We start from the raw sequence: 23266 nt of genomic DNA, 5'->3' as shown, positions 1-23266 counted from the left end.
CCCCGGGCCCGAGTGCGACCGGGCAGCACCAAAAAATTCTGCGTGGAAACGCAACAGGCTTTGGCGCAGGAACTTGATGCCGTTAGCGTATGACAGAGATTTTGGTTTGGCTATAACCATGCGTGGTGCGGCCCGAAGGAGGATAAGCAAGTATGAGCGAACAGCGCAAAGTGACCCTTTTGGGCACCGGCCTAATGGGGGCGCCGATGGCACGAAACCTACTTGCGGCAGGCTTTCCCCTGACCGTTTGGAACCGCAGCGCCGAAAAGGCACGACCATTGGCGGACCAAGGTGCTACAGTTGCGGAGACCCCGGCCCAAGCGGTTGCCCAAGCCGATGTGATCGTGACCATGCTGTCCGACGGGTACGCAACCGGCGCGCTGCTGGAAGACCCTTCTTTCTGCGACCAGCTTAAACCTGGCTCCGTCTGGATCGACATGTCCAGCGCCAAGCCTGAACATGCCCGCGCGCAGTCTGCCCAACTCGAAACTCTCGGCCTGCGGCATCTGGATGCCCCGGTTTCCGGTGGCACCAGGGGGGCCGAGGCGGGCTCGCTGGCGATCATGGTGGGGGGCGACGAGGGCGTCATGCAGGAGGTACTGCCAGTCCTTTCCGCCATGGGGCGCCCCGTGCATGTCGGCCCCAGCGGCGCCGGTCAATTGTGCAAACTAGCCAATCAGACGATCGTTGCCGTCACGATTTCCGCCGTTGCCGAGGCAACCCTGCTGGCCGAACAAGGTGGCGCAGACCCGGCTGCTTTGCGCGCCGCGCTGCGCGGTGGGTTTGCCGACAGCGTGATCCTGCAACAGCACGGAGAACGCATGTCCAACCGGGATTTCGTTCCAGGCGGACTCTCGAAATTTCAGCTGAAGGATCTGGACAACACCTTGGCTGAGGCACGCGGTCTCGGCCTGGAACTGCCCAATACGCAAGCCGTACGCGACCGGTTCGAATACCTGATAAACGAAATGGATGGGGCCGAGCTGGATCACTCTGCGCTCTACCTCGAGCTCAGAAAACGGAATGGCATGTCGTGACGCATATCCTCATCATCGGCGGCGGTGGAATGCTGGGTCAGAAGCTGGCGCATCACATTTCGGCCGAGCAGACCTTTGGTCCGGACGCCCGTGTATCACTGTTCGACCTTTCATTTCCGGTCGAGGGTGCACCGGGAGAACAAATCGTTGGCGACATCGCGGCCCAGAACTCGGCCAAGCTTCTGGCAGCTCAGCGCCCTGACGTGATCTTTCATCTGGCCGCGATTGTCTCGGGTCAGGCAGAAGCTGATTTTGACCTTGGTTGGGACGTCAACTTGATGACGACCTGGGCACTGTTGAACGCATTGAAGGACGAGCATAACGCCACCAGCGGCGCCTACCGCCCGCGGCTGGTCTTCGCTTCGTCCATAGCCGTCTTTGGCGCCCCTTTCCCCGCAAGGATCGACGATGAATTCCTATGCGCCCCTCTGACCAGCTACGGGGCGCAGAAGGCTGCGTCCGAGTTGATGATTTCCGACTTCAGTCGAAAAGGATACATCGACGGCATCTCCCTGCGTCTGCCGACGCTGTGCGTGCGGCCTGGCAAGGCAAATGCCGCCGCTTCCTCCTTCTTTTCGGGTATCATACGAGAGCCCCTGAACGGGCTCGAGGCGGTTCTGCCGGTCGACGACACCGTTCGCCATTGGCACGCCAGCCCTCGGGCAGCGGCACGATTTCTGACCCACGCGGCCGATCTTGATACGAAACTGCTGAACGACCGGCGCGCCCTGAACATGCCAGGCATCAGTTGTACGGTCGCCGAACAGATCGAAGCTTTGCGGACCATCGCCGGTCAAGACGCGGTCAACCTGATCAAGCATGTTCCCGACCCGGACATAGAGCGCATTGTCAAAGGCTGGCCACGCGACTTTCAAACCGATCGCGCGCTTGAGCTGGGCTTCCGCGCAGAGTCGAGCTTTGAAGACATCATCCGCGTTTATCTTGAGGATGACTTCCGCGCTTAGTCGCCCATCGTCTTGCCTGTCAGATGGCGCTTGAGGTGGTCATGAATTTTCTGCTTGGTCTGTTGCTCATCGCCGGACAATGCGGCCTCGAGGATGTCGGCGTGATGCCGGATGTTCTCGGAGATGAACTCGAACCGCCGGTCCGCCACCATCAATTGCTGTCGGAACTGCGCGTAAATTCGGCCGTGCATCTGCTTTAACGTGTCCGACCCACAGGCCGAGATCAGCGTTTGATGGAATTCCTTTTCCGAGGCAAACCAGATCTCGATCAGCTCGCTGGGGTCGTCGGTGGCATGAATGCGCTTTTCGATATGGCTCAGCTTGTGATGCGCCGCGGTCAGCCTGGCTTCCCAATCCACCCCGCCGTTGCGGATCGACATTGCGGTGCCCTCTCCCTCCAGCAAAACGCGGATGTGGGTCAGCTCGATCAGTTTTTGCGGTGAACGCTTCGGGACGCGAAAGCCCTTCTGCTCCTGAAAGTCCACCAAACCAACGGATGACAAACGAAAAAGAACTTCGCGAACCGTGCTGGCCGAGCACCCATAGTCCTTGCGCAACTCTTCGGCCCGAACCTTGGCACCATGCTCGAATCCGTTCGAGATCAGACGCATTTTAAGGTGCTGATAAATATCTACTTCTTCATTCATTCCGGTTTGCACCTTTCAGGCCTGGCTCCTTAGTGTCCTAGTCGTATTTTCGATTTATTGCAAGAATCTCGAAATTTTTGGAAATTTCATATTTTTCTTGTTGCATTCGATTCGACCGCTTAACGTCTAGCAGCGTGTCGACAAGGGAGGCGGCAAGATCTCCTACCCGGCGCACTGCTCAACGTCTGGGAGGACAATATGAAAATAGTCAAGACAGCGGCTGTTGCCGCCGTAGCAACGACGATGGCGGCCGGTTTCGCGGTGGCCGAAACGACCAAGCTGAGAATTCAAACCCATTTCTCGCCCGAGACGCTGTCCGGGCAGATGGCGGCAAAATACGTCGAAGACATCCAGGAAATGTCGAACGGCGAGATCGAAGTCGAGATGTTCTACTCGTCCTCGGTGGTCAAATCGGTCGAAACCTTCGATGCCGCGGCAACGGGCATCCTCGACTGCGACATGACCGGCGGCGGCTATCAGACCGGTAAGAACCCTGCCTTCCAATTCGCGGGCGATCTGCTGGGCGGTTACCAGAACCCCTATCAGCAAATGGCATGGCTGCTGCACGGTGGCGGCAGAGATGCCGTCAATGACCTGTACAACGGCTACGACATGGAATTCATCGGCTGGTGGATCCCAGGACCGGAATCTCTGGCCTCGACCAAGCCGATCGCCAAGGTCGATGACTTCAAAGACTGGAAATTCCGTTCGCCCCCGGGCCTGGCCACCAAGGTCTTTGCCGAACTGGGCGCATCGCCGATCGTTATGGACTTCAACGAAATCTTCACCGCTCTGGAAACCGGCATCATCGACGGCGCGGATGCTGCGAACCTGACCAACAACGTGGGTCTGGGTCTGTACGAAATCGCCGGTCACACGAACTATCCCGGCTTCCACTCGATGCCCGCAGACCACCTGGCCTGCCGCAAGGACGTTTGGGACGCGATGCCTGCACATCACAAAAAGATCATGGAAGTCGCGATGGACAGCCTGGCGCTGCACAATGCGACGATCAACGAGGTGCAGAACGCTCAGACCGCCAAGGACCTGAAGGCCAAAGGCGTTCAGCTGTATGAATGGTCGCCGGAGGATCTGGCCGCCTACCGCGCAGCCGTTCAGGTCGGGTGGACCGAGTTCGCCACGACCCCAGAGGCCAAGGCGCTGTTGGAAAGCCACATCAACTTCCTGCGCGATCTGGGCGCAATGCAATAATCGGGCTTCGGCCACTCAACGACAATCGGAAAGGCCGTGCTGACGGCCTCTCCGAATGTGCCCGGGACCCTGCATTTCATGAAAATCACCAAGATCACCAGCCATGTACTGCAGTACGAGATGCCCGAAGTCCTGGGGTATTCGCAGCAGTATTATGACAAGCGCACAACCCATCTGGTCGAGGTTCAAACCGACGAGGGCGTGACCGGCTGGGGAGAGTGTTTTGGCCCCGGCAACGTAGCAAGAGCCAACAAATCCATCGTTGAACAGGTCATTCAGCCGATGGTTCTGGGGCTGGACCCTTTGGACAAGGACGTGATCTGGCACAAGGTGTACAACCTTCTGCGAGATCATGGGCAAGGCGGAATGCCGATACAGGCGCTGTCCGGCGTGGACATCGCCCTTTGGGACATCGTCGGCAAGGTGGCCGGTTTGCCGCTGCACAAACTCATCGGCGGCGCGCATCGGACAAGCGTTCCCTGCTACGGCTACGGGATGATGCTGCGGGATGAGCCGATCGCCGACCTTGCCGCCCGGTTCGAGGACGAAGCCGCAACGATCAAGGACATGGGGTTTGTCGCCACCAAGATGAAGACCGGGTTCGGGCCCAAACCGGACGTACAGCTGTGCGAGGCGGTGCGTCGCGGGGTTGGCGAAGACTTCCCCTTCATGGTCGACGCAAATCATGCCTACACGACCTCGGACGCGTTTTATGTGGGCCGTGCCTTGGAAGAGCTTGACGCCTATTGGTTTGAAGAACCGGTGGCCCCCGAGGATCTTGACGGCTATCGCGAACTGCGCGCGGGGCTGAAGGTCAATATCTCGGGCGGCGAGGCTGTGTTCAATCGCTGGGCATGGCGCGCGCTTCTCGAAAACCGCAGTGTCGATATCGCTCAGCCCGAAGTGTGCGCGTTGGGCGGAATCTCGGAGTATCTGCAGGTACTTGCGCTGTGCCACGCGCACTTCACCCCGGTCGTCAATCACGTCTGGGGAAGTGCGGTTGCTGTGGCCACCAACCTGCATTTGCTCGCGGCAATGCCGGCAATGCCGGGCGGTCTGCACCCGTGGGAACCGATGTTGGAATTCGACACCACGGACAACAAATTCCGCGACGATCTGCTGACCGTTCCGCTGGAGATACAGAAACAAGTCAAGGCCAACAACGGCCGCGTGACGATCCCGACCGGCCCCGGATTGGGCGTCGAGCCGGACCTGGAATTTATCGATCACCACCGGATCGACGGATAAGGACGAGGGCTACGTGATGCAAAAAAACTCAGGCGGAATACTGGAGTGGCTCATCCCGCTCGCCTTCGTCGCGACGGCCAGTTGGCTCGTCTGGCATTTGCCGGCCTTCCTGTTGGACTGGCTGCCCTACACGTCCGAATCTCTGAAAAGCCAGGTAACGGAAATCTATCTGCGCAGCGACGTGACGCCCGAAATGACCGGGGTTTTCGGCGGATTTGTCGATATTGTCGATATCGGCGCGCTGATACTGCTGCCGATCCTTGCGGTGATCGGAACCAAGACCGTCCAGCCGGCAGCGATGGAATACGAGGGCACGACTGCGATGGACCGCTTCGCCCTGTTCATCGGCCGGGTCACGATGATGATGATCGCCATCATGACGGTGGTGATGCTGTACGAAGTCTTCATGCGCTACATCCTCGAAAAGCCGACCGAATGGGCCAACGAGATGACGCTGTGGTTCGCCAGCTTCGTGTTCCTGATGTCCGGCTACTATGCCATGCAGCAACGCAGCCATATCCGGATCTTTCTGCTGTATGATGCGGTTCCTCGCTGGTTGCAGCGCGTGTTCGACACGATCTCGACCATCCTGATCGTGATGTTCGCGTTCTTTCTGGTCTACGGCAGCTATCAGCAGGTTTTCGTCAACAAACTCTACAAATGGGAGCTTTATGGCTCGGCCTTCAACCCGCCGATCCCGGCGACGTTGCAGCCCATGGTTCTGATCGTGATCACCCTGGTCGCCATGCAGGCCGTTCTGAACCTGATCGCGGATTGGAACAAAGAACCGGAAATCCACACGGATGAACCGGACGAAGACGAAATTGAGATGATCAAACGAGCGGTGGGACAAGACTAATGGATATTGGAACGATCTCACTCATTCTGATGGTCGCCCTGATCGTGCTTTTGGCGATCGGGATGCCCCTGGGTCTGGCCTCGGCCTCGCTTGCGGTTCTGGTTCTTGTTCTGAAGTTCGAGCCGACACTTCTTTTGAACCCGTTTTCATTCGGCGATGGCATTCTGACCGGACGTCCCGGGACTGGGCCACTCTATATTCTGGCGCAGAAGATATATGGGCTCTTAACGGACTACGTGCTCATATCCGTGCCATTGTTCATCTTCATGGCATCGCTGCTGGAGCGATCCGGGATCGCGCGCGACATGTATTCGTCGCTGAATGTCTGGCTGTCCAGAACACGTGGCGGCATCGCGATCGTGACCTCGATCATGGCGGTGATCATGGCAGCCATGTCCGGCATCATCGGCGGTGAGGTGGTCCTGCTGGGCCTGATCGCCCTGCCCCAGATGCTGCGCCTCGGCTACGATCAGAACCTCGCGATCGGCGTCATCTGCGCCTCGGGGTCGCTGGGGACCATGATCCCGCCCTCGATCGTTCTGATCATCTATGGGCTGATCACCGAAACCTCGATCAAGTCGCTGTTCACCGCGTCTTTTATTCCGGGCTTCATGCTGGCCTCGATGATCATCCTATACATTATCATCCGCACGCAGTTGAATCCTCATCACGCGCCGCTTCCGGAACCGGACCCGAGCGACCCCGAACCGGCTGAAAAGCGCAAACTGTTTGCCGCCTTCATGAGCATCGTCGTCGCCGGATTTTCCACCGTTCTGTTTATCCGCGCCGCGTTTTTCGAGCTTTCCGGCTCGAACGCTGCCAGCCAGGGCGAGCCCGCACGGCTGGGTACCGCTGACTACCTGCCCTGGTTTGCTGGCATCACCATCGTCGCCCTTTTGCTGATATTCTTTGTCTTTGGCCGACAGCGCGCAAAAATCGGCTGGGAAATGGGCAAAGGCCTCGTTGCACCGCTTGTCGTCATCGGCGTCGTGCTCGGCTCGATCTATGGCGGGATCACCGGCATCACCGAGGCTGCAGGCATGGGCGCCTTCGCCGTTCTGATCATCGCCATCCTACGTGGCGAAGGATCGTTCGAACTGGTTTGGGACAGCTTGATGCGGACGCTCAAATCCACAGGCACCATCATCTGGGTTACGATCGGGGCCGCCGCGCTGGCGGGTGCCTACACCATTGCTGGCGGACCCCAATACGTGGCCGATCTGATCGTCGGGCAGGACCTGCCGACGATGCTGGTCATTCTGGTGATGATGCTGATCCTGCTGTTCATGGGCGCATTCATGGATTGGGTCGGCATCGTGCTTTTGATCATCCCGGTCTTTCTGCCGATCGTCCTGCGCCTTCCCATCGAGGAAATCGGACTCATCGGTCAGTTGCAGCCCAGCCATGTCGCGATCTGGTTTGGCGTCGTGTTCTGTATGAACATGCAGGTCAGCTTCCTGTCGCCCCCGTTCGGCCCGGCGGCGTTCTACCTGAAATCCGTGGCCCCGCCGCATATCAGCCTGACGGATATCTTCCGCGGCTTCCTGCCATTCATCGGGATCCAGCTGCTGGCGCTTTCCGTTCTTCTGATCTGGCCGGGCATCATCGCGCTGTTGTTGTGAGGTCGAACCCATGCTGACACAAGATCAGATTGGCAAGTTCCAGACGGACGGATACCTCGTGGTCGAGGATGTAATTCCCGGTGACGTCCTTGATCGGGTGCAAGCCGAATACTCGGATGTCCTGAACCGGCTCTATGAGGGTTGGTACGAAAAAGGGCTGGTCAAGGACGAACCTTCACGAATGACTTTCTGGGACAAACTTCTGTCCGCCTATCAGGCCGGTTGCGACTATTTCCAGCCGCTGGACATCTCATTGCCCGGCGACCGGATCATGGCTGACACACCGTTCCATATTGGACCCGCCGTGTTCGACCTGCTGACGGCCCGGCCCATGCTAGACATCGTCGAGCAGTTGATCGGGCCAGAGTTGGTCAGCAATCCGATCCAGCACGTTCGGCTGAAGCCCCCTGCCCTCAAGCTGTCCAAGGACGAGGTTCGGGCGCATATAACCGCAACGGACTGGCATCAGGACCGGGCAGTTGCGTTGGAGGATGCGGACCAGACCGACATGGTCACGGTTTGGATTGCCGTCAACGATGCAACGATCGAGAACGGCTGCCTGCAAGTGCTGCCAAAGGCACAGGACCAATCCATCCTGCCGCATTGCGCGCGCACGCAGACAGGCATTGCCGACGGGTTCATTGACGAAGACCGAGCCGTGCCCTTGCCCGTCAAGGCGGGCGGGGTCATCCTGTTTCACCCGCTGACGCCACATGCGTCGCTGGTCAACGAAACGGACCGGTTCCGCTGGTCGTTCGACATCCGCTTCAGTGCGGCAGGCCAACCCACCGGTCGAGACCATTTCCCCAGCTTCATCGCAAGATCCAGATCGCGCCCCGAAACCGAGCTGCGGGATTGGCGTGTCTGCAAATCCAATTGGGAGGCGGCACGAGCAAGGCTGTCTAGACAGCCGCATATAGATATTCACCGGTGGACATCGGACTCGCCGTTCTGCGCCTAGCTGCAGCCGCCAGGAAAGCTGATTATGACTTTTGTACGTTTAGATCGAACGGATAGCGTGGTGGTTGCAACTCGGCTGCTGGAGGCCGGCAGCGTGGTCGAAGGTGTCACGATCAATGCGCGCATCCCATCGGGCCACAAGGTCGCCACGGGGACCCTTGCACCCGGCGATCCGGTCAGAAAATACTCCCAGATCATCGGTTACGCCACCCAACCGATCCAGCCCGGCGATCATGTGCACACCCACAATGTCGAGTTCCGAAACACCAGCGTGGACTATGAGTTTGCGACAGATCACAGGCCTATGAGACCCGCCACCTCGGTCGATACGTTCATGGGCTACCATCGGGACAGTGGTCGCGTCGGCACGCGCAATTACATTGCGGTTCTGACCACCGTGAACTGTTCTGCTACGGCGGCCCGCATGATCGCCAACCACTTCACGCCGGACAAGCTGGCCGAGTTTCCGAACGTCGACGGCGTAGTGGCCTTTGTCCACGGAACGGGCTGCGGAATGGCCGATTCCGGCGACGGTTTCGAAGCTCTTCAACGGGTCATGTGGGGGTTTGCGAAACATCCCAATCACGCTGCTGTTCTGATGGTCGGTCTGGGCTGCGAGATGAACCAGATCGACTGGCTGCTTGACGCATATGGGTTGAAGCAGAGTCCAACCTTCCAGACGATGAACATCCAGAACGTCGCCGGATTGCGCCGGACCGTGGAGATGGGCATCAGCAAGATCAACCAGATGCTTCCAATTGCCAATGAGGCAAAACGCAGAGAAGCCCCGGCGTCTGAACTGATGGTTGCGCTGCAATGTGGTGGATCGGACGCTTGGTCCGGTGTGACCGCGAACCCGGCGCTCGGACATGCCTGCGACCTGTTGGTCGCTCAAGGTGGCACGGGTGTCCTTGCAGAGACGCCCGAAATCTACGGAGCCGAACATCTTTTGACCCGCCGGGCCCTTGACCGCGCAACTGGGGAAAAACTGATCGGACTGATCGATTGGTGGCAAGACTACACCGCCCGCAATCACGGTTCGATGGACAACAACCCTAGCCCCGGCAACAAGCAAGGGGGTCTGACGACCATCCTCGAGAAATCGCTGGGGGCTACGGCGAAGGGCGGAACCACCCCTTTGACCGGCGTATTCAAATACGCAGAACCCATCACCGCCAAAGGCTTCACCTTCATGGACAGCCCCGGATATGACCCGGCCTCGGTGACCGGGCAGATCGCGGCCGGGTGCAACCTTGTGTGTTTCACAACGGGGCGCGGGTCGGCCTTTGGATCCAAACCGGCGCCGACGCTGAAAATCGCCACCAATTCCGAATTGGCGGCGCGCATGCCCGAAGACATGGACGTGGACACGGGCGACATTCTGACCAAAGGCGTCAGCGTCGAAGAAAAAGGAAAGGAGATATACCGACGGCTGCTCCAAGTCGCCTCGGGCGCGCGAACCAAGTCCGAGGCGCATGGCTTGGGTGATTACGAATTCGTTCCCTGGCAAATCGGAGCGGTGATGTGAAACGGATCCTCGTAGCCGGCGGCGGATTGATCGGTATCCGCCACGTCCGCGCCGTCATTGAGCATCCCGGCTGCACGTTGGTCGGGTTGGCCGATCCGGATGGCTCAATCCAGATCGACGCGCCGCGTTTTGCCAGTATGGACGAGGTGCAGGACACAGTGGATGGTGTCATCATCGCGACGCCGACCCGCCTGCATGCCGAACATGGCATTCTGGCCGCATCACGCGGTTGGCACATGCTGATCGAAAAGCCGGTTGCCGCGTCGGTCGATGATGCCCTGCGCCTTAAGACGGCCGTTAGCGAGGCCAATGTCCGCAGCCTGGTCGGCCACCATCGGCGGTACCACACAACCTTGCAGCACCTGAAGGAGGTGATCGCGCAAGGTACGATCGGACAAGTCATCAACGTCTCGTTGCTGTGGGCCGTGCGTAAACCCGAGAGCTATTTTGAACAGAACTGGCGGACTTCCGATGGCAGCCCGGTGATGATCAATCTCGTGCATGATATCGATGTCTTGCGCTTTGTGATCGGAGAAATCTCGGAGGTTGTCGCCCTGCCCGGCGCGTCGATCCGCGGATCGGATCGGATCGAAAGCGGCGCTGTCGCGATCGCATTCGAAAACGGCGCAACAGGTACCATCAGCTTTGCCGACACCGCGCCCAGCCCTTGGGGGTTTGAAGCCGGAACCGGCGAAAACCCGAACATCGGCACGACCCATCAGGACATGATGTGGATCACAGGAACCAGGGGCGCCGTCAGTTTTCCATCCATGACCCAGTGGCGCGGACAGGATTGGGGCACTGCGGCCCAAAAAGACCAACTTCCAAGGCCGGACCAGACACGCACACCGCTGGAGGCGCAACTGGATCACTTCCTGGACGTTATCGATGGCGCCCCACCTTTGATCGACGTCGAGGATGCAGCCCGGACGCTCGAAGTCACATCACGCATCGAACAGGAGCTGAAGGCGCGAACGGCCCGAGCGCGGGCCCCGGCCTGACTGAGACGCGGCAGGGCAAAATTTCGGACCATTCAAAAGGCCAATGACTATTCCCCGGGCAATATGAGCAATCAGACTGCAAATTCGCCCGCGACAGACACAAGAATGAAAACCAGACATATTCACGGAAAGGGAAACCAATGAGCAAACCATCAATCGGGTTTATCGGCCTGGGACTCATGGGCGGAGCCATGGTGAGCCGGCTGTTGGACCAGGGATACTCGGTCACGGTGTTGGGAAACCGCGACCGCACACATCTGGACGCCGCGATTGACCGGGGCGCCCGCGAGGCGCAAAACGCGCGGGAGTTGGCTCAGGCCAGCGACATCGTGATGCTGTGCATGGGAACGTCCGAGCAGGTCGAGGGCCGTATGCGCGGTGCTGATGGAGTGATCGCGGGACTGAAGCCCGGGGCGATAGTCATCGACTTTGGCACCTCGCTTCCGGGCAGTACACGCAACCTGGCCGAGGAGGTTGCCGCAGCCGGCGGAAGCTACATTGACGCGCCACTTGGCCGGACGCCGTCGCATGCGCTGGAAGGCAAGCTCAACATCATGACGTCCGGCGACAAGGCTGCCTTCGACAAGGCCGAGCCGACACTGAAGGATCTGGGTGAAAACGTCTTTTACCTGGGCCCTGTCGGATCGGGACATACGATCAAGCTGATCAACAATTTCTTCGGCATGACGGTCGCGAACGCGATGGCCGAAGCCTTTGCCATGGCTGACATCACCGGCGTTGACCGCAAGCAGCTGTACGACGTTATGGCCGCAGGGCCGCTGCATTCCGGAATGATGGATTTCGTCAAAGCCTACGGTGTCGAGAATGATCCAAACCAGCTGGCCTTTGCCATCAAGAACGCCGCGAAAGACCTTGGGTATTATGATCGAATGGCACGCGAGGCCGGCGTTGCCAGCGTGATGTCACAGGGCGCACTTTCCGCGCTGAACGACGCGCGCGACCACGGTCAGGCGGATGACATGGTCAGCCAGATGGTTGACTACTACGTCAAACGTTTCAACACCTGATCTATGGCCGTCACCGCCAACCCCAACGCGGACCTGCCGCGCCTTGGCATCGTGCTGATGCTGACGGCGTGGCTGTTCTTTTCGCTGGTGGACCTAGGGGCCAAATGGTTGGCGTTGGCCGGCGTGCCGGCATTTCAGTTGGCGTTCATGCGTTATGCAGGGCACTTCGTGATCTCTGTGGGCGTGATCGCCAAGGGCGGGATTGAGGCCAACCGGTTCAAGACCGACCATCCATGGCAGGTCATTAGCCGGGCCTTGCTGCTGATCTCGGCGACTGTTTTCAACTTTTATGCCCTGCGGTTTTTGCCCCTGACCGTCGTGTCGGCAATCATGTTTTCCAGCCCGGTCATTGTGTGTTTTCTGTCCGTCTTTGTGTTGAAAGAAAGCGTGGGCCCATGGCGTTGGGCGGCCATCATCCTCGGTTTTCTGGGGGTGTTGGTTGTCGTGCGGCCGTTTGGTTCGGCCTTTCATCCGACCATGCTGTTGATCGTCTACAATGCCACCGCGTTGGCCTTGTACTCGATCATGACGCGCAGGCTGTCGGGGGTTGTTGCCGTAGACACCATGCAATTCTACCTCGGGCTTACCGGTACGGTGGTCCTGCTGCCGTTCGCCATCTGGTTTTGGATCCAACCGGAAAACACGTGGAGCATGATCGTCCTGATCAGTCTTGGCGTCTTTGGGTGGTGCGGGCATCAACTGCTGACGAACGCGCATCGGTTCGGAACGGCGAACCAGCTGATGCCATTTACCTATTCGTTCCTGATCTATGTTGCGATCTGGGGTTATCTGTTCTTTGACACGGTACCGGACGCATTCACGTTGGCAGGGGCTGCGCTGATCATGGCTGCCGGTCTAATCATCTGGAAAAGAGAAAAGAAATGACGCGAATTGCCTGCATCGGCGAAGCAATGATTGAATTGTCCATGCTGGAATCCGGCGCAAAGGTGGGCGTCGCGGGGGATACGCTGAACACGGCCATCTACATGCACCGCGCAGCGCCTGATCTGCAGGTGGAGTATGTGACATGTCTGGGCGACGACCCGTTCTCGGGGCGCATCGCGGACTTCATCGCCAGCCATGGTATCGGGACATCCGGCATCCAAATCATTCCGAACGCCTCTCCGGGCCTGTACGCGATCACGACCTCTGCGGATGGTGAACGCAGCTTTACCTATTGGCGCAGCGAAGCGGCCGCCCGTCAGCTTTTTTCCGATCACGATTTCAGCTCGCTGAACGGCTATGACGTGCTGTACTTGTCGGGGATTTCCGTGGCCATTCTTCCGCATTCGGTAAGGCTTGCGCTTCTGGACTGGCTCGAAGGCGCTTCAGTCCGGTTGGTCTATGACAGCAACTTTCGTCCGCGTCTTTGGGATTGCGTTGAACACGCCCGGCAGATCAACCAGCGGCTTTGGCGACGTGCGGACATTGCCCTGCCATCCATCGACGACGAGATGGCACTGTTCGGGGAAAGCGCCGAACAGGTGGCCGCACGCTTTGCGGGTCATCACGGAATCGGTGCGTTAAAGCGCGGAGAGAATGGCCCCCTGTCCATTGGTCAGAGCATTGACCAAACCTATGAGCCTGCCAAAAACGTGCTGGATACGACCGCGGCGGGCGACAGTTTCAACGGTGGGTACCTCGCGGCGTTACTGACGGGAAAAACACAGGCCGAGGCCCTGATGGCTGGACACAATCTGGCATCCACCGTCGTTCAGTTCCGCGGCGCGATCATTCCCGGATAAGCGGCGCGAGATCCTCGGCTCCGACAAGACGCAAAAGCGGCACTAGCGGATCTGGCTGCTTGACAGCCAAAGCGATTTCCGACGCGCAAGGATCGTTCAGCGCCCGACCTTTGGCGGTCTCGGACAGGCAATAGGAGACCCAGGCCCGCATCCCCGCGATCACCGCCTGAGAGTCGGTCTCACGAAGTGTGGGAACAAATCGATACGGCAGCTTCTGGCTTCCATCCATCGCGATTTGGTCCAGACGATGCGCCAACTCGGGGTTTTCAAAGCGGCGCAACAGAGCCTCGGCATAGTCCGGAACCTGTGCTTGCACCGCAGCGGGCAGCGTTGCGCCCGCATCTTTCATCAACTCGGAAACCAGCGGGCGCAGAACCGGGTCTCGAACCGCCTCGTGGACGTAGGTCAGGCCGCACTCCAACCCGGCATAAGCCAACAGGGAATGGGCCCCGTTCAACATGCGCAGCTTTCGCATCTCGTGCGGGGCCACGTCATCGACCAGTTGCACGCCCGGCCAATCCGGATGCGGTCCGGCAAAACTGTCTTCGATCACCCACTCAGAGAACGCCTCGGTCGGAACGGCCATCGGGTCGCCGCTGATTGCGCGAACGGCGTCCGTGGTGGCCGGGGTGATCCGGTCGACCATCGCGTTGGGAAAGCGAACGACACCCCAATCCACGTCCAGACCGGCTGCTTTCGCGAAATCGGAAACGGCCGTCTCGAGCGTCTTGCCATTTTCCATACGATTGTCGCAGCTTAGCACCGTCACTGGCTTGCGCCGTTCCGCAAGACCAAAGGCAAGAAACCCGATCAGCGTTGCGGGTCCCTGCCCCGCCAGATCGGCGGCAATCGCCGGGTCCTGGAGGTTCAGCTTGCCCGCGGCATCCAGATGATAACCTTTCTCGGTCACGGTCGCCGAGATGATCTCGGCATCCGCCATCACATCAAAAACCGCTGCGCGATCCTCGGGCGCGACCAGAACGTCGCGCAGAGCTTTGATGCGCCGGACGCCCTGCCCCTGTACACACAGATCGTACTCGAAACCCTGCCGGGCCAATCCATCCCGAACCGAGGATGAACGCAGGCTGACGCCGACAACGTCCCATCCACCCGCTTGATCGGTGTAGTCCAGCAAATGCGCCCGGGCAAAGTTGCCGAGGCCGAAGTGAAGAATTGTACCCATCTAGCTTTGCAATCCATAAACCTGTTTCGCCAGATCGACCGCCAGCAACCGAGCAAGATGCTCGGCACTGTCCCGACCGAAGTAACCGCGCGCAACCTGCTCGGCCAAATGAATCGCCACGCCCCGCCGCCAGAGGTCGTGTCGTGCAGGAATGGACAGAAAAGCCCGTGTGTCGTCATTGAACCCGGCCAGATTGTAATACCCGGCCGTTTCAACGACCTGATTAAAATACCGCGCAATCCCGGCTGGACTGTCGTGGAACCACCAAGGCGGCCCGATCCGAAGGCACGGCCAATGTCCCGCCATTGGTGCCAGTTCACGGGCGTAGGTGCCTTCGTCCAGTGTGAACAAAATGATGCGCAGTTCCGCCGAGTTTCCGACCCGGTTCAACAGCGCCTCAAGGCCCGTGACCCAATCCATCGCGATTGGAATGTCGGCCCCCTTGTCCCGTCCGAAATCCCGCATTACCGCGTTGTTCGTGTTGCGTTTGCTGCCCGCATGTATCTGCATGGTCAGACCATCATCGACAGACATCTGCGCCATTTCGATCAGCATATGCCCGTAGAAACGGCGGGCGTCCTGTTCGGTCCCCTCCCGCCGTCTCAGCCGCTGGTACAGCGCATCCGGGTCCTCAAGCCACTCGGTCTGTACACGTTCGATACCGTGGTCGGTGGCGGTACAGCCCAGTTGGATGAAATAAGCTCGCCGCATCCGCAGTGCGTTGAGATAGCCATCATAGCTGTCCAGATCGCAGCCTGTCAGCTCGGCCAACTTGTCCAGGTTCTGTACGAACTCCGGGTCCGCCCCATCCAAGACCCCGTCTGGGCGGAAAGTCGGAACAACCCGCCCGCCCCAACCGCTTGCACGGATCTCCTGATGCTGTGTGAGAGTGTCGAGAGCCGAATCCGTAGTGGCCAGAACCTCGATCCCGAACCTGTCGAACAATGCCCTCGGGCGAAAATCGGGTTGCGCCAACTTTTCCGCGATCTTGTCGTAGATCAGATCTGCGGTGCGAGAAGACAACTCCTCGGACACGCCCAGCGTTTCATGCAGTACGTAGTTCATCCAGATCCGGGAAGGCGTTCCAAGAAACAGATGCCAGTGCTCGGCAAAGGTGCGGAAAACGGCGCGAGGATCCTTCTTTCGCCCCTCTTCCCCAACGCCGAGTTCCGACAAGGGAACGCCCTGCGAATAGAGCATACGGAACACGTAATGGTCGGGAACCACCAACAGCTCTGCCGGGTTGGGAAACGGCGCGTCGGTTGCAAACCACCCCGGATCGCAGTGACCATGCGGAGATACGATCGGCAGATCCTTGATGCCCAGGTACAGGTCTTCTGCCATCCCATTCAAATTGCCAGTCAATTCTGCCTCCGATACTGCTACCGTCAATTGTTAACACAGTTTTTAATGGTTGCATCTTTCCCGTTCGAACCCGCAGACTGACCGGGTGATCCGGGGGACTGAATGAATATTGCGCTGATTGGTTTGGGGATGGTTTCTGGCACGCATGTCGCCGCCATTCGGGCATCGGATCAAGGCCTCAGTCTTGCCGGAGTCCTCGGGCGCAATCTTGAAAAAACAGCTGAGTTCGCGCAGCGAAACGATACCCGCGCATTCGGCTCGGTCGAGGAAATCGCAAACGACCCAAAGGTCGACTTTGCGATCATCGCAACCCCGCCCGATCAGCGCACAGAGTTGGTACGGATTCTTTCGACCGCTTCGAAACCTATCCTGATGGAAAAGCCCATCGAAAGAACGCTGGGCGCCGCGAAAGCCATTGTCGAGCAGTGCGAGGTGTCTGGCGTACCGCTGGGCATCGTTTTTCAGCACCGCGCCGGCGCCGCCTCGCATGCGCTGAAATCGGCCATCGAACAGGGGGAACTGGGCGCGATCGCCACGGTGGAAGTCCGTGTCCCCTGGTGGCGCGATCAGAGCTACTATGACGAACCGGGTCGCGGCACTTATGCACGTGACGGAGGCGGCGTCATGATCTCGCAGGCGATCCACACGCTTGACCTTGCGATGTGGCTACTGGGGCCGATCTCGGACATTCAGGCCGTGATGAGAAAAACTCCACTACACGATCTCGAGGCCGAGGATTGGGCAGGTGCAATCTTTGAAATGGACAACGGCGCGGTGGGAACGTTGATGGCAACTACCGCCGAATATCCCGGGGCCGCTGAGTCCATCACGATCCAGGGCACGCGCGCCAAAGCGCATCTGGAGTCAGGTGTCCTGACCGTGACCACTTTCGACGGCCGGGAATCCACGGTCGGCGAAACCGCCGCCACAGGCGGAGGGGCCGATCCCATGGCGTTCACGCATGCGTGGCACCAGGCGGTCATCGAGGACTTCGCCAGGGCCGTTTCCAGTGGAACGCAACCTATGGCCACCGGACGCAGTGCCCTTTTGACCCACGCCGTCATCGACGCGATGCAGATCGCCAATCGAACCGGCCAGAAAACACGAGTCATCTCATGAGCCTGACCTGCGTCGCCCTTGGCCTCGACCACCGCCATATCTACGGCATGACGGAAAACATGCGCAAAATCGGCGTGGACTGCGTTGGCTATTGGACACAGGGCGATCCGGAGACGCTGGCGGGCTACGTCAAAAGGTTTCCCGATATTCCGCGGCTGGCCCAACTGGAAGACGCCCTGACCTGCGGCGCGGATCTGGCACTGATTTCAGCGATACCGGCAGACAGGGCCGCGTTGGCGATCCGCGCGATGCAGAACGGTATGGATGTCATGAGCGACAAGCCGGGCTGCACGACGTTCGAACAACTCGACCAGATCAAAAGAGCGGTCGCAGACACCGGTCGGATCTGGTCGGTGAACTTCTCGGAGCGGTTCGAAACGCCCGTCAGCACCCGGGCCATCGAGCTGGTCGAGGCCGGTGCCATCGGGCGCGTGGTCCAGACGGTCGGACTTGGCCCGCACCGACTGAACCGGGCGACCCGGCCGGAATGGTTTTTTCAGCCTGAACGCTATGGCGGCATTCTGACCGACATCGCCTCGCATCAGATTGATCAATTCCTGCATTACACAGGTTCGGAAACTGCTGAAATCACAAACGCTTATGTGGCGAACTACGCAAACCCGAGCGATCCCGGATTGCAGGATTTCGGCGAGATCAATCTGCGCAGCGAGAATGGAACCGGGTACATCCGGGTTGACTGGTTTACGCCCGATGCCCTGCCAAACTGGGGGGATGGTCGTCTGACGATCCTGGGCACCGAAGGATACATCGAGTTGCGGAAATACGTCGACGTGGGTGGAGCCCTGGGGACAGATTATCTGATCCTCGTCAATGGTGACACCTGCCAAAAGATCGACGCATCCGACGCCGGCCTTCCCTACTTTGCGCGCCTGGCCAACGACATTCACAACCGGACTGAAACCGCAATGACGCAGGCCCACTGCTTTACGGTCATGGAACTGGCACTGCGCGCGCAGGAATTGGCGGAACGCAGATGATCAACGTTGCGATCCTTGGTGCAGGTATCGGTGCGCAACATCTGGACGCTCTGGAACGGCTTGATCGCACCTTTTGCGTAGCCGCCGTGGTCGACCAGAATATCGACCGGATCGAACAGATACGGCAGAACTCGGGTTTTCGAGCATTGACCAACATTCAGGACGCTCTGGATGATCCGACGATTGATGTCATCGACATCTGCCTGCCGCCCCATCTGCATGTACCGACCACGCTTGCGGCACTGGCCGCAGGAAAACACGTTGTCTGCGAAAAGCCCCTTGCGACCTCGATGCAGGATGTGGATCGGATCACGGCAGCCGCACGCGACGCGGGCAAGGAGGTTTTTCCGGTTTTTCAATACCGGTGGGGCCCGTCACTGGCCCAATTGCGCCACCTGCAACGCGCGGGCCTGACCGGAGCGGTCCAAACTGCCGCGCTTGAAACCCATTGGTCCCGAGGGGCGGACTATTACGCGGTACCGTGGCGGGGGACATGGGCCGATGAACGCGGCGGCGCGGTTCTGGGCCATGCCATCCACAACCATGATCTGCTGACTCATATCGCGGGTGATATCGCCTGGGTTTCTGCAATGACCACAACGCGGGTCAACCCGATCGAGACCGAAGACTGCGCCGCGATCTGCTTCGGCATGAGTTCCGGCGCTTTGTGCACAAGCAATATCACACTAGGCGCAGCCACGGACGAAACCCGCCTGCGGTTCGTCTTTGAAAATTTGACTGCCACTTCTGGCACCGAACCTTATGCTCCGGGTCAAACGCCCTGGACTTTCGTCGCGCGGGACCCCGTAGATCAAGCCGCTGTCGACGAGGCTCTTGCGGCCTCCGCCGCCGAGCCAACTGGTTTCGAAGGATTTTTTACCGAAGTCGGCAAGGCGCTGCGGTCCGAGGCAAATTCGGCCGTTACGCTGAAGGATGGCGCTGCGTCCATCGGCCTTGTGACGGCGATTTATCACGCTGCGCGCACCGGGCAGCGCGTTGCCCTTCCCATCAGGCCCGATCACCCGCTGTATGAAGGATGGCTGCCATGAAACAATGTTGGCGTTGGTTCGGACCCGAGGATCCGATCGCTCTGGCCGATCTGCATCAGGTCGGGGTTCAGGGCATCGTCACCGCGCTGCATCACATCCCGCCCGGACAGCCTTGGGATGAACAGAGCATCGCCGACCGGCAGGCCGTTCTGGCCGCGGCCGGGTACAGTTGGGACGTTGTCGAAAGCCTGCCCGTCTCAGAGGCGATCAAGACGCAGTCGGCGGACATGGCCGAGCATCTGCAGGCGTACAAGTCCAGCCTCAGGGCTCTGGCCGCCCGTGGCATCAAAGTTGTTTGCTACAACTTCATGCCAATCCTGGATTGGACGCGCACCGCCCTTCGCGCCCAGCAGCCGCATGGCGGAACGGCCATGCTGTTCGACCTGACCGATTTTGCAGTTTTCGACATACATATTCTTGAACGTCCGGATGCGTCAGAAGACTATTCCGACACCGCCCAGCAAGCGGCCAAGGATCGCTTTTCGCGCATGTCGGAGGAGTCCAAGGCCCAGTTGCAGCACAATGTCACCGCGGGGCTGCCCGGTGCCAACGATCAGTGGAGCGTAGAGGACGTACGCGGCTTGCTGCAGACATATGCCGAGATAGACCGTGACCGACTGCGCGCAAACCTCATCGACTTCCTGTCTGAGGTCGCCCCGGCAGCCCAAGAATTGGGGGTGCGCTTGTGCTGTCATCCCGATGATCCGCCCTTCTCGCTGCTCGGTCTTCCAAGGATCATGTCCAGTACCGATGACTACGGCGCCGTACTGGATGCGGTTGATATGCCCGCGAACGGCGCAACCTTGTGTACCGGATCGCTGGGTGTTTCCCCTGAATTCGATGGGCCGGAGTTCGTGCGCAGGCATGGCGGCCGGATCCACTTTGTTCACTTGCGAAACACCCGACGCATCGCGGGGTCAGACAGCCAGAAGCCGGATTTCTATGAGGCTCCGCATCTGGAGGGCGACACCGACATGGTCGGCACCATTCGCGAGTTGATGAACGAACAGCGCCGCCGCATATCTCAAGGGCGGGACGACTGGAAAATTCCAATGCGGCCCGACCACGGACAAGAGCTGCTGAGCGATCTGGGCGGACACAGCACTCCCGGCTATCCACTGATCGGACGCATGCGCGGGCTGGCGGAACTGCGCGGCATTATGGCGGCGTTCTCATAACGCGTCCGGTCAGGCGGTTTATTCCCGCCGGAACACTTCTTTGCTTGCCTGAACGCCGCGTTCTTCGTTTACTTACGGCACGTAAACGGGCAGCGGGGTGTCTTCCGGACTCGCCCGACGTCTGTTCAAGACGCGTGAAACTCCCGCGAAAACCGATGCGATTGGGCATCATTTTTCGAAACGTCTGCCATACGGAAATGGCGAAAAAACGGGAGAACTCCAAATGAAAACTGCAGGCGTAATCGGTCTTGGCGACATGGGCAGCGGCCTTGCCAAGAACCTGATCAAGAATGGCTTTGAAACCTCCGGTTTCGACCTGAGCGAGACGCGCATGACCGCATTTTCCGACATGGGCGGCCTGGCCAAGGACAGCGTGGGACAGGTCGGCAGTCATGCCGCCAGCGTGTTCGTCATGGTGATGAACGGAGATCAGGCCCGCGATGTCATTCTGGGTGAAGACGGACTGGTTGCGAACATGGCCGAAGGCGGAACGGTCATCCTGTCGGCGACCATTACTCCGGCCGAAGCCCGCGCTATCGGGCTAGACATGGAGGGCTCGGGCATCCACCTGATCGACACCCCGGTCTCGGGTGGGTTTCCCGGCGCGCAGAACGGCACATTGACGATGATGGCTGCCGGTGCTGCGGATGTGCTGGACCAAAATGCCGAAGTCATGCAGGCAGTGTCGGCAACCATACACCGGGTCGGAGAAAACGCCGGTGACGGGCAAACCGTGAAAGCCTGCCTGCAATCCCTTATCGGATCGATCTTTTCCGCCACATTCGAGGCTGCGGCCCTCGCGGCCAAAGCAGGTGTCAGCGGTCAAGCATTGCTTGACGTGTTCTCATCCTCCAGCGCTGGGTGCGGTGTCGTGAACACCGCCCTTGAAAACATCATTGATCGCAAGTTCGAAGCCACCGGCAGCCATATCGCAACGATGCACAAGGACCTGACGATCTCGCTGGCCCTGGCCGGTGCGTTGGGCGTTCCAATGCATACCGCCTCGTCCGCTATGCAGATCTTTCACGCCGGAAAAACCAAATACCCGAACGGCGACAACTGGGTGTGTACCCGCGTCATCGAAGAGATCGTTGGCGCAGAATTGCATCGCTGAGGGGACCGGACATGAAACTAGGTGTGATTTGCGACGGCATTTCCCGCGATCTGCGGCATGCCGTGGACGTGATGGACGAATTCGGTCTGGACTATGCAGAGCTTCAGTTCGTAGGCGACACCGAGGTTGGGGACCACTCCCCGCAGGAAATTGCCGAGATCGACGCGCTCTTGCGCGACCGGGGCAAGCCTGTGTCCTGTCTGTCGCGCCATATCTTCGCGGGGATGACGGCTGCCAACAGGCCCGGTGACGACCTGCACACCCGACACATGGACGCGCTGAAACGCGTGATCGACATGGCGCATGTCGTGGGGTCTCCGCTGGTTCGGATCATGACCCAACGAAAAGAGCAGATACTCTGGGGAAAAAACGGCGCCGAGAAGTGGAACGTGGCGCATGGGGTATGGGACTCGATGCCGCCGCTGATCGCGCCGGCGGTTGAACTGGCCAGGGCTGAGGGCGTGACGCTTGTCGTGGAAACCGGAAACGGCACGCTGGTCAATTCCAACTATACCGCCCGCAAGCTGATTAACGAGTTAGATGCAAAGGATACGTTGAAAGTTCTTTGGGACCCCGGAAACAACTGCTGGTGCCATGAACTGGCATACCCGGACGGTTACGAAGAACTGCGCGGCGGCTATCTGGGGCACATTCACATCAAGGACGTAAAGGTCGACACGCCGAGGGCAACGCTGGAAGTGCGCCGCATGGGGGAAGGCCAGCTTGCGCCTCTGTTCCAACCCATCGCCGACGCGCTCAGATCCGACGGCTATGATGGCGTGATTTCCTTCGAAAGCGTTTATCATCCCGGCAACGGAAATTTCGAAGATGGGTTTCGTCTGTGCATAGACCGGTTCAAAAACCTGTTTGCATGAATGAAAGCTCTAGAGTTTTACAAATCAGATACTTAAGCCTGTAAGTTGAATGCCGAATGGGGTGCGGAAAGCTGGGCGCATTCCCGCAAGATCAAGGAAAGGATCTGATGGATGAAGCAAGAGTTTTTTGAGTTGTCCATTGAAACGCCCGGCAAATCCCTGACCGACATCAGCGGGATTGTTCAGCGTGCGGTTTCCGAACATGAGTTTGTCTCGGGCCTGCTTACCCTTTGGTGCGTCCACACCGGTGCCGCGCTGTTGGTGCAGGCCAATGCCGATCCCGAGGTGGTTAAGGATATCGAGAGGTTCTTCGAAGAACTGGTCCCCAAGTCACCAGGCAAGTATCACCACCGCCCGAGCGAAGACGACAACGCGCCATCGCACCTGCGGGCGCTGTTGACGCAAACGCAGGTGTCGATACCGGTCGAACAGGGACAGCTTCCGCTGGGCCGCGTTCAAAGCCTGTACCTGTTCGAACATCGCGAGGCACCAAAGACGCGGCGATTGAAGGTTCACTACATCGGGACTTGAGG

Annotated in this window: 21 protein-coding genes and 1 pseudogene; 19 read left to right on the top strand and 3 right to left on the bottom strand. The window is 59.2% G+C overall.

The features are described from left to right. Positions 1–152 precede the first annotated feature (152 nt). Complete coding sequence (locus tag ACR0JC_RS00480) at positions 153–1037, top strand: NAD(P)-dependent oxidoreductase (RefSeq protein ID WP_170339797.1); 885 nt, start codon at positions 153–155, stop codon at positions 1035–1037. After that, the gene (denD, locus tag ACR0JC_RS00475; protein ID WP_170339799.1) at positions 1034–2002 is read left to right on the top strand and encodes a D-erythronate dehydrogenase; all 969 of its coding nucleotides are present in this window, start codon (positions 1034–1036) and stop codon (positions 2000–2002) included. Before ACR0JC_RS00480 ends, denD begins: the two co-directional genes overlap by 4 nt. On the opposite strand, the gene ACR0JC_RS00470 is transcribed toward denD, so the two are convergent. Beyond that, positions 1999–2649, bottom strand: a complete 651-nt coding sequence (locus ACR0JC_RS00470; RefSeq protein ID WP_170339801.1) for a GntR family transcriptional regulator — start codon at positions 2647–2649, stop codon at positions 1999–2001. The genes denD and ACR0JC_RS00470 overlap by 4 nt on opposite strands. Positions 2650–2847: 198 nt before the next feature. Between ACR0JC_RS00470 and ACR0JC_RS00465 the strand changes: the two genes are divergently transcribed. The 10 genes and pseudogenes from ACR0JC_RS00465 to ACR0JC_RS00420 all read left to right on the top strand — a co-directional run bounded on the left by ACR0JC_RS00465 (position 2848) and on the right by ACR0JC_RS00420 (position 13852). After that, the gene (locus ACR0JC_RS00465; protein WP_093961716.1) at positions 2848–3861 is read left to right on the top strand and encodes a TRAP transporter substrate-binding protein; all 1014 of its coding nucleotides are present in this window, start codon (positions 2848–2850) and stop codon (positions 3859–3861) included. Between the two features lie 78 nt (positions 3862–3939). Next, positions 3940–5109 (top strand): mandelate racemase/muconate lactonizing enzyme family protein, encoded by a 1170-nt coding sequence (locus ACR0JC_RS00460; RefSeq protein ID WP_170339803.1) that lies wholly within the window; start codon positions 3940–3942, stop codon positions 5107–5109. 16 nt (positions 5110–5125) lie between these two features. Next, positions 5126–5968: a TRAP transporter small permease subunit gene (locus ACR0JC_RS00455; protein ID WP_174819626.1), complete on the top strand. Its 843-nt coding sequence runs from the start codon at positions 5126–5128 to the stop codon at positions 5966–5968. After that, a complete protein-coding gene (locus ACR0JC_RS00450; protein WP_170339805.1) occupies positions 5968–7590 on the top strand; it encodes a TRAP transporter large permease in 1623 nt (540 codons plus the stop codon). Before ACR0JC_RS00455 ends, ACR0JC_RS00450 begins: the two co-directional genes overlap by 1 nt. A 10-nt stretch (positions 7591–7600) precedes the next feature. Next, entirely contained in the window at positions 7601–8551 is a 951-nt protein-coding gene (locus ACR0JC_RS00445) for a phytanoyl-CoA dioxygenase family protein (RefSeq protein ID WP_170339806.1), read from the top strand. Between the two features lie 24 nt (positions 8552–8575). Next, the gene (locus ACR0JC_RS00440; RefSeq protein WP_480762934.1) at positions 8576–10078 is read left to right on the top strand and encodes a UxaA family hydrolase; all 1503 of its coding nucleotides are present in this window, start codon (positions 8576–8578) and stop codon (positions 10076–10078) included. Beyond that, positions 10075–11079: a Gfo/Idh/MocA family protein gene (locus ACR0JC_RS00435; protein ID WP_170339810.1), complete on the top strand. Its 1005-nt coding sequence runs from the start codon at positions 10075–10077 to the stop codon at positions 11077–11079. Before ACR0JC_RS00440 ends, ACR0JC_RS00435 begins: the two co-directional genes overlap by 4 nt. A 125-nt stretch (positions 11080–11204) precedes the next feature. After that, positions 11205–12107: pseudogene (locus ACR0JC_RS00430) on the top strand (NAD(P)-dependent oxidoreductase); the annotation flags it as partial. Between the two features lie 3 nt (positions 12108–12110). Next, on the top strand, positions 12111–12992 hold the full coding sequence (locus ACR0JC_RS00425) for a DMT family transporter (RefSeq protein WP_170339814.1): 882 nt from the start codon (positions 12111–12113) through the stop codon (positions 12990–12992). Further along, positions 12989–13852 carry a sugar kinase gene (locus ACR0JC_RS00420; RefSeq protein ID WP_170339816.1) on the top strand — a complete coding sequence of 288 codons (864 nt, stop codon included), beginning with the start codon at positions 12989–12991 and terminating at the stop codon, positions 13850–13852. The genes ACR0JC_RS00425 and ACR0JC_RS00420 overlap by 4 nt, the downstream gene beginning before the upstream one ends. Here ACR0JC_RS00420 and ACR0JC_RS00415 read toward each other — a convergent pair. Both ACR0JC_RS00415 and uxaC read right to left on the bottom strand, forming a co-directional pair. Then, a complete protein-coding gene (locus ACR0JC_RS00415) occupies positions 13839–15035 on the bottom strand; it encodes a mannitol dehydrogenase family protein (RefSeq protein ID WP_170339818.1) in 1197 nt (398 codons plus the stop codon). The genes ACR0JC_RS00420 and ACR0JC_RS00415 overlap by 14 nt on opposite strands. Continuing rightward, positions 15036–16379 carry a glucuronate isomerase gene (gene uxaC / locus ACR0JC_RS00410; protein ID WP_170339820.1) on the bottom strand — a complete coding sequence of 448 codons (1344 nt, stop codon included), beginning with the start codon at positions 16377–16379 and terminating at the stop codon, positions 15036–15038. A 123-nt stretch (positions 16380–16502) separates the two neighbouring features. Here uxaC and ACR0JC_RS00405 point away from each other — a divergent pair, with 123 nt between their 5' ends. The 7 genes from ACR0JC_RS00405 to ACR0JC_RS00375 all read left to right on the top strand — a co-directional run bounded on the left by ACR0JC_RS00405 (position 16503) and on the right by ACR0JC_RS00375 (position 23264). Further along, positions 16503–17519 carry a Gfo/Idh/MocA family protein gene (locus tag ACR0JC_RS00405; protein ID WP_170339823.1) on the top strand — a complete coding sequence of 339 codons (1017 nt, stop codon included), beginning with the start codon at positions 16503–16505 and terminating at the stop codon, positions 17517–17519. After that, a complete protein-coding gene (locus ACR0JC_RS00400; RefSeq protein WP_170339826.1) occupies positions 17516–18517 on the top strand; it encodes a Gfo/Idh/MocA family protein in 1002 nt (333 codons plus the stop codon). Before ACR0JC_RS00405 ends, ACR0JC_RS00400 begins: the two co-directional genes overlap by 4 nt. After that, positions 18514–19566, top strand: a complete 1053-nt coding sequence (locus tag ACR0JC_RS00395; RefSeq protein WP_170339828.1) for a Gfo/Idh/MocA family protein — start codon at positions 18514–18516, stop codon at positions 19564–19566. The genes ACR0JC_RS00400 and ACR0JC_RS00395 overlap by 4 nt, the downstream gene beginning before the upstream one ends. Next, entirely contained in the window at positions 19563–20744 is a 1182-nt protein-coding gene (gene uxuA / locus ACR0JC_RS00390; RefSeq protein ID WP_170339830.1) for a mannonate dehydratase, read from the top strand. The genes ACR0JC_RS00395 and uxuA overlap by 4 nt, the downstream gene beginning before the upstream one ends. 223 nt (positions 20745–20967) lie before the next feature. After that, positions 20968–21858 (top strand): NAD(P)-dependent oxidoreductase, encoded by an 891-nt coding sequence (locus tag ACR0JC_RS00385; RefSeq protein ID WP_170339833.1) that lies wholly within the window; start codon positions 20968–20970, stop codon positions 21856–21858. An 11-nt stretch (positions 21859–21869) separates the two neighbouring features. Continuing rightward, on the top strand, positions 21870–22733 hold the full coding sequence (locus ACR0JC_RS00380) for a sugar phosphate isomerase/epimerase family protein (protein ID WP_170339835.1): 864 nt from the start codon (positions 21870–21872) through the stop codon (positions 22731–22733). Between the two features lie 111 nt (positions 22734–22844). Continuing rightward, positions 22845–23264, top strand: a complete 420-nt coding sequence (locus tag ACR0JC_RS00375; RefSeq protein ID WP_170339837.1) for a secondary thiamine-phosphate synthase enzyme YjbQ — start codon at positions 22845–22847, stop codon at positions 23262–23264. Positions 23265–23266: the final 2 nt, after the last annotated feature.

Source organism: Ruegeria sp. CH5, assembly GCF_056537025.1.
This window is presented reverse-complemented; position numbering and strand designations above follow the sequence as displayed.

Coding starts and splice junctions, on each gene's coding strand:
- ACR0JC_RS00450 (WP_170339805.1), top strand. CDS start 5,968: ATGGATATTGGAACGATCTCACTCATTCTGATGGTCGCCCTGATCGTG.
- ACR0JC_RS00480 (WP_170339797.1), top strand. CDS start 153: ATGAGCGAACAGCGCAAAGTGACCCTTTTGGGCACCGGCCTAATGGGG.
- ACR0JC_RS00455 (WP_174819626.1), top strand. CDS start 5,126: ATGCAAAAAAACTCAGGCGGAATACTGGAGTGGCTCATCCCGCTCGCC.
- ACR0JC_RS00440 (WP_480762934.1), top strand. CDS start 8,576: ATGACTTTTGTACGTTTAGATCGAACGGATAGCGTGGTGGTTGCAACT.
- ACR0JC_RS00380 (WP_170339835.1), top strand. CDS start 21,870: ATGAAACTAGGTGTGATTTGCGACGGCATTTCCCGCGATCTGCGGCAT.
- ACR0JC_RS00375 (WP_170339837.1), top strand. CDS start 22,845: ATGAAGCAAGAGTTTTTTGAGTTGTCCATTGAAACGCCCGGCAAATCC.
- ACR0JC_RS00420 (WP_170339816.1), top strand. CDS start 12,989: ATGACGCGAATTGCCTGCATCGGCGAAGCAATGATTGAATTGTCCATG.
- uxaC (WP_170339820.1), bottom strand. CDS start 16,379: ATGGCAGAAGACCTGTACCTGGGCATCAAGGATCTGCCGATCGTATCT.
- ACR0JC_RS00465 (WP_093961716.1), top strand. CDS start 2,848: ATGAAAATAGTCAAGACAGCGGCTGTTGCCGCCGTAGCAACGACGATG.
- ACR0JC_RS00415 (WP_170339818.1), bottom strand. CDS start 15,035: ATGGGTACAATTCTTCACTTCGGCCTCGGCAACTTTGCCCGGGCGCAT.
- uxuA (WP_170339830.1), top strand. CDS start 19,563: ATGAAACAATGTTGGCGTTGGTTCGGACCCGAGGATCCGATCGCTCTG.
- ACR0JC_RS00470 (WP_170339801.1), bottom strand. CDS start 2,649: ATGAATGAAGAAGTAGATATTTATCAGCACCTTAAAATGCGTCTGATC.
- ACR0JC_RS00400 (WP_170339826.1), top strand. CDS start 17,516: ATGAGCCTGACCTGCGTCGCCCTTGGCCTCGACCACCGCCATATCTAC.
- ACR0JC_RS00445 (WP_170339806.1), top strand. CDS start 7,601: ATGCTGACACAAGATCAGATTGGCAAGTTCCAGACGGACGGATACCTC.
- ACR0JC_RS00425 (WP_170339814.1), top strand. CDS start 12,111: ATGGCCGTCACCGCCAACCCCAACGCGGACCTGCCGCGCCTTGGCATC.
- ACR0JC_RS00460 (WP_170339803.1), top strand. CDS start 3,940: ATGAAAATCACCAAGATCACCAGCCATGTACTGCAGTACGAGATGCCC.
- ACR0JC_RS00405 (WP_170339823.1), top strand. CDS start 16,503: ATGAATATTGCGCTGATTGGTTTGGGGATGGTTTCTGGCACGCATGTC.
- ACR0JC_RS00385 (WP_170339833.1), top strand. CDS start 20,968: ATGAAAACTGCAGGCGTAATCGGTCTTGGCGACATGGGCAGCGGCCTT.
- ACR0JC_RS00395 (WP_170339828.1), top strand. CDS start 18,514: ATGATCAACGTTGCGATCCTTGGTGCAGGTATCGGTGCGCAACATCTG.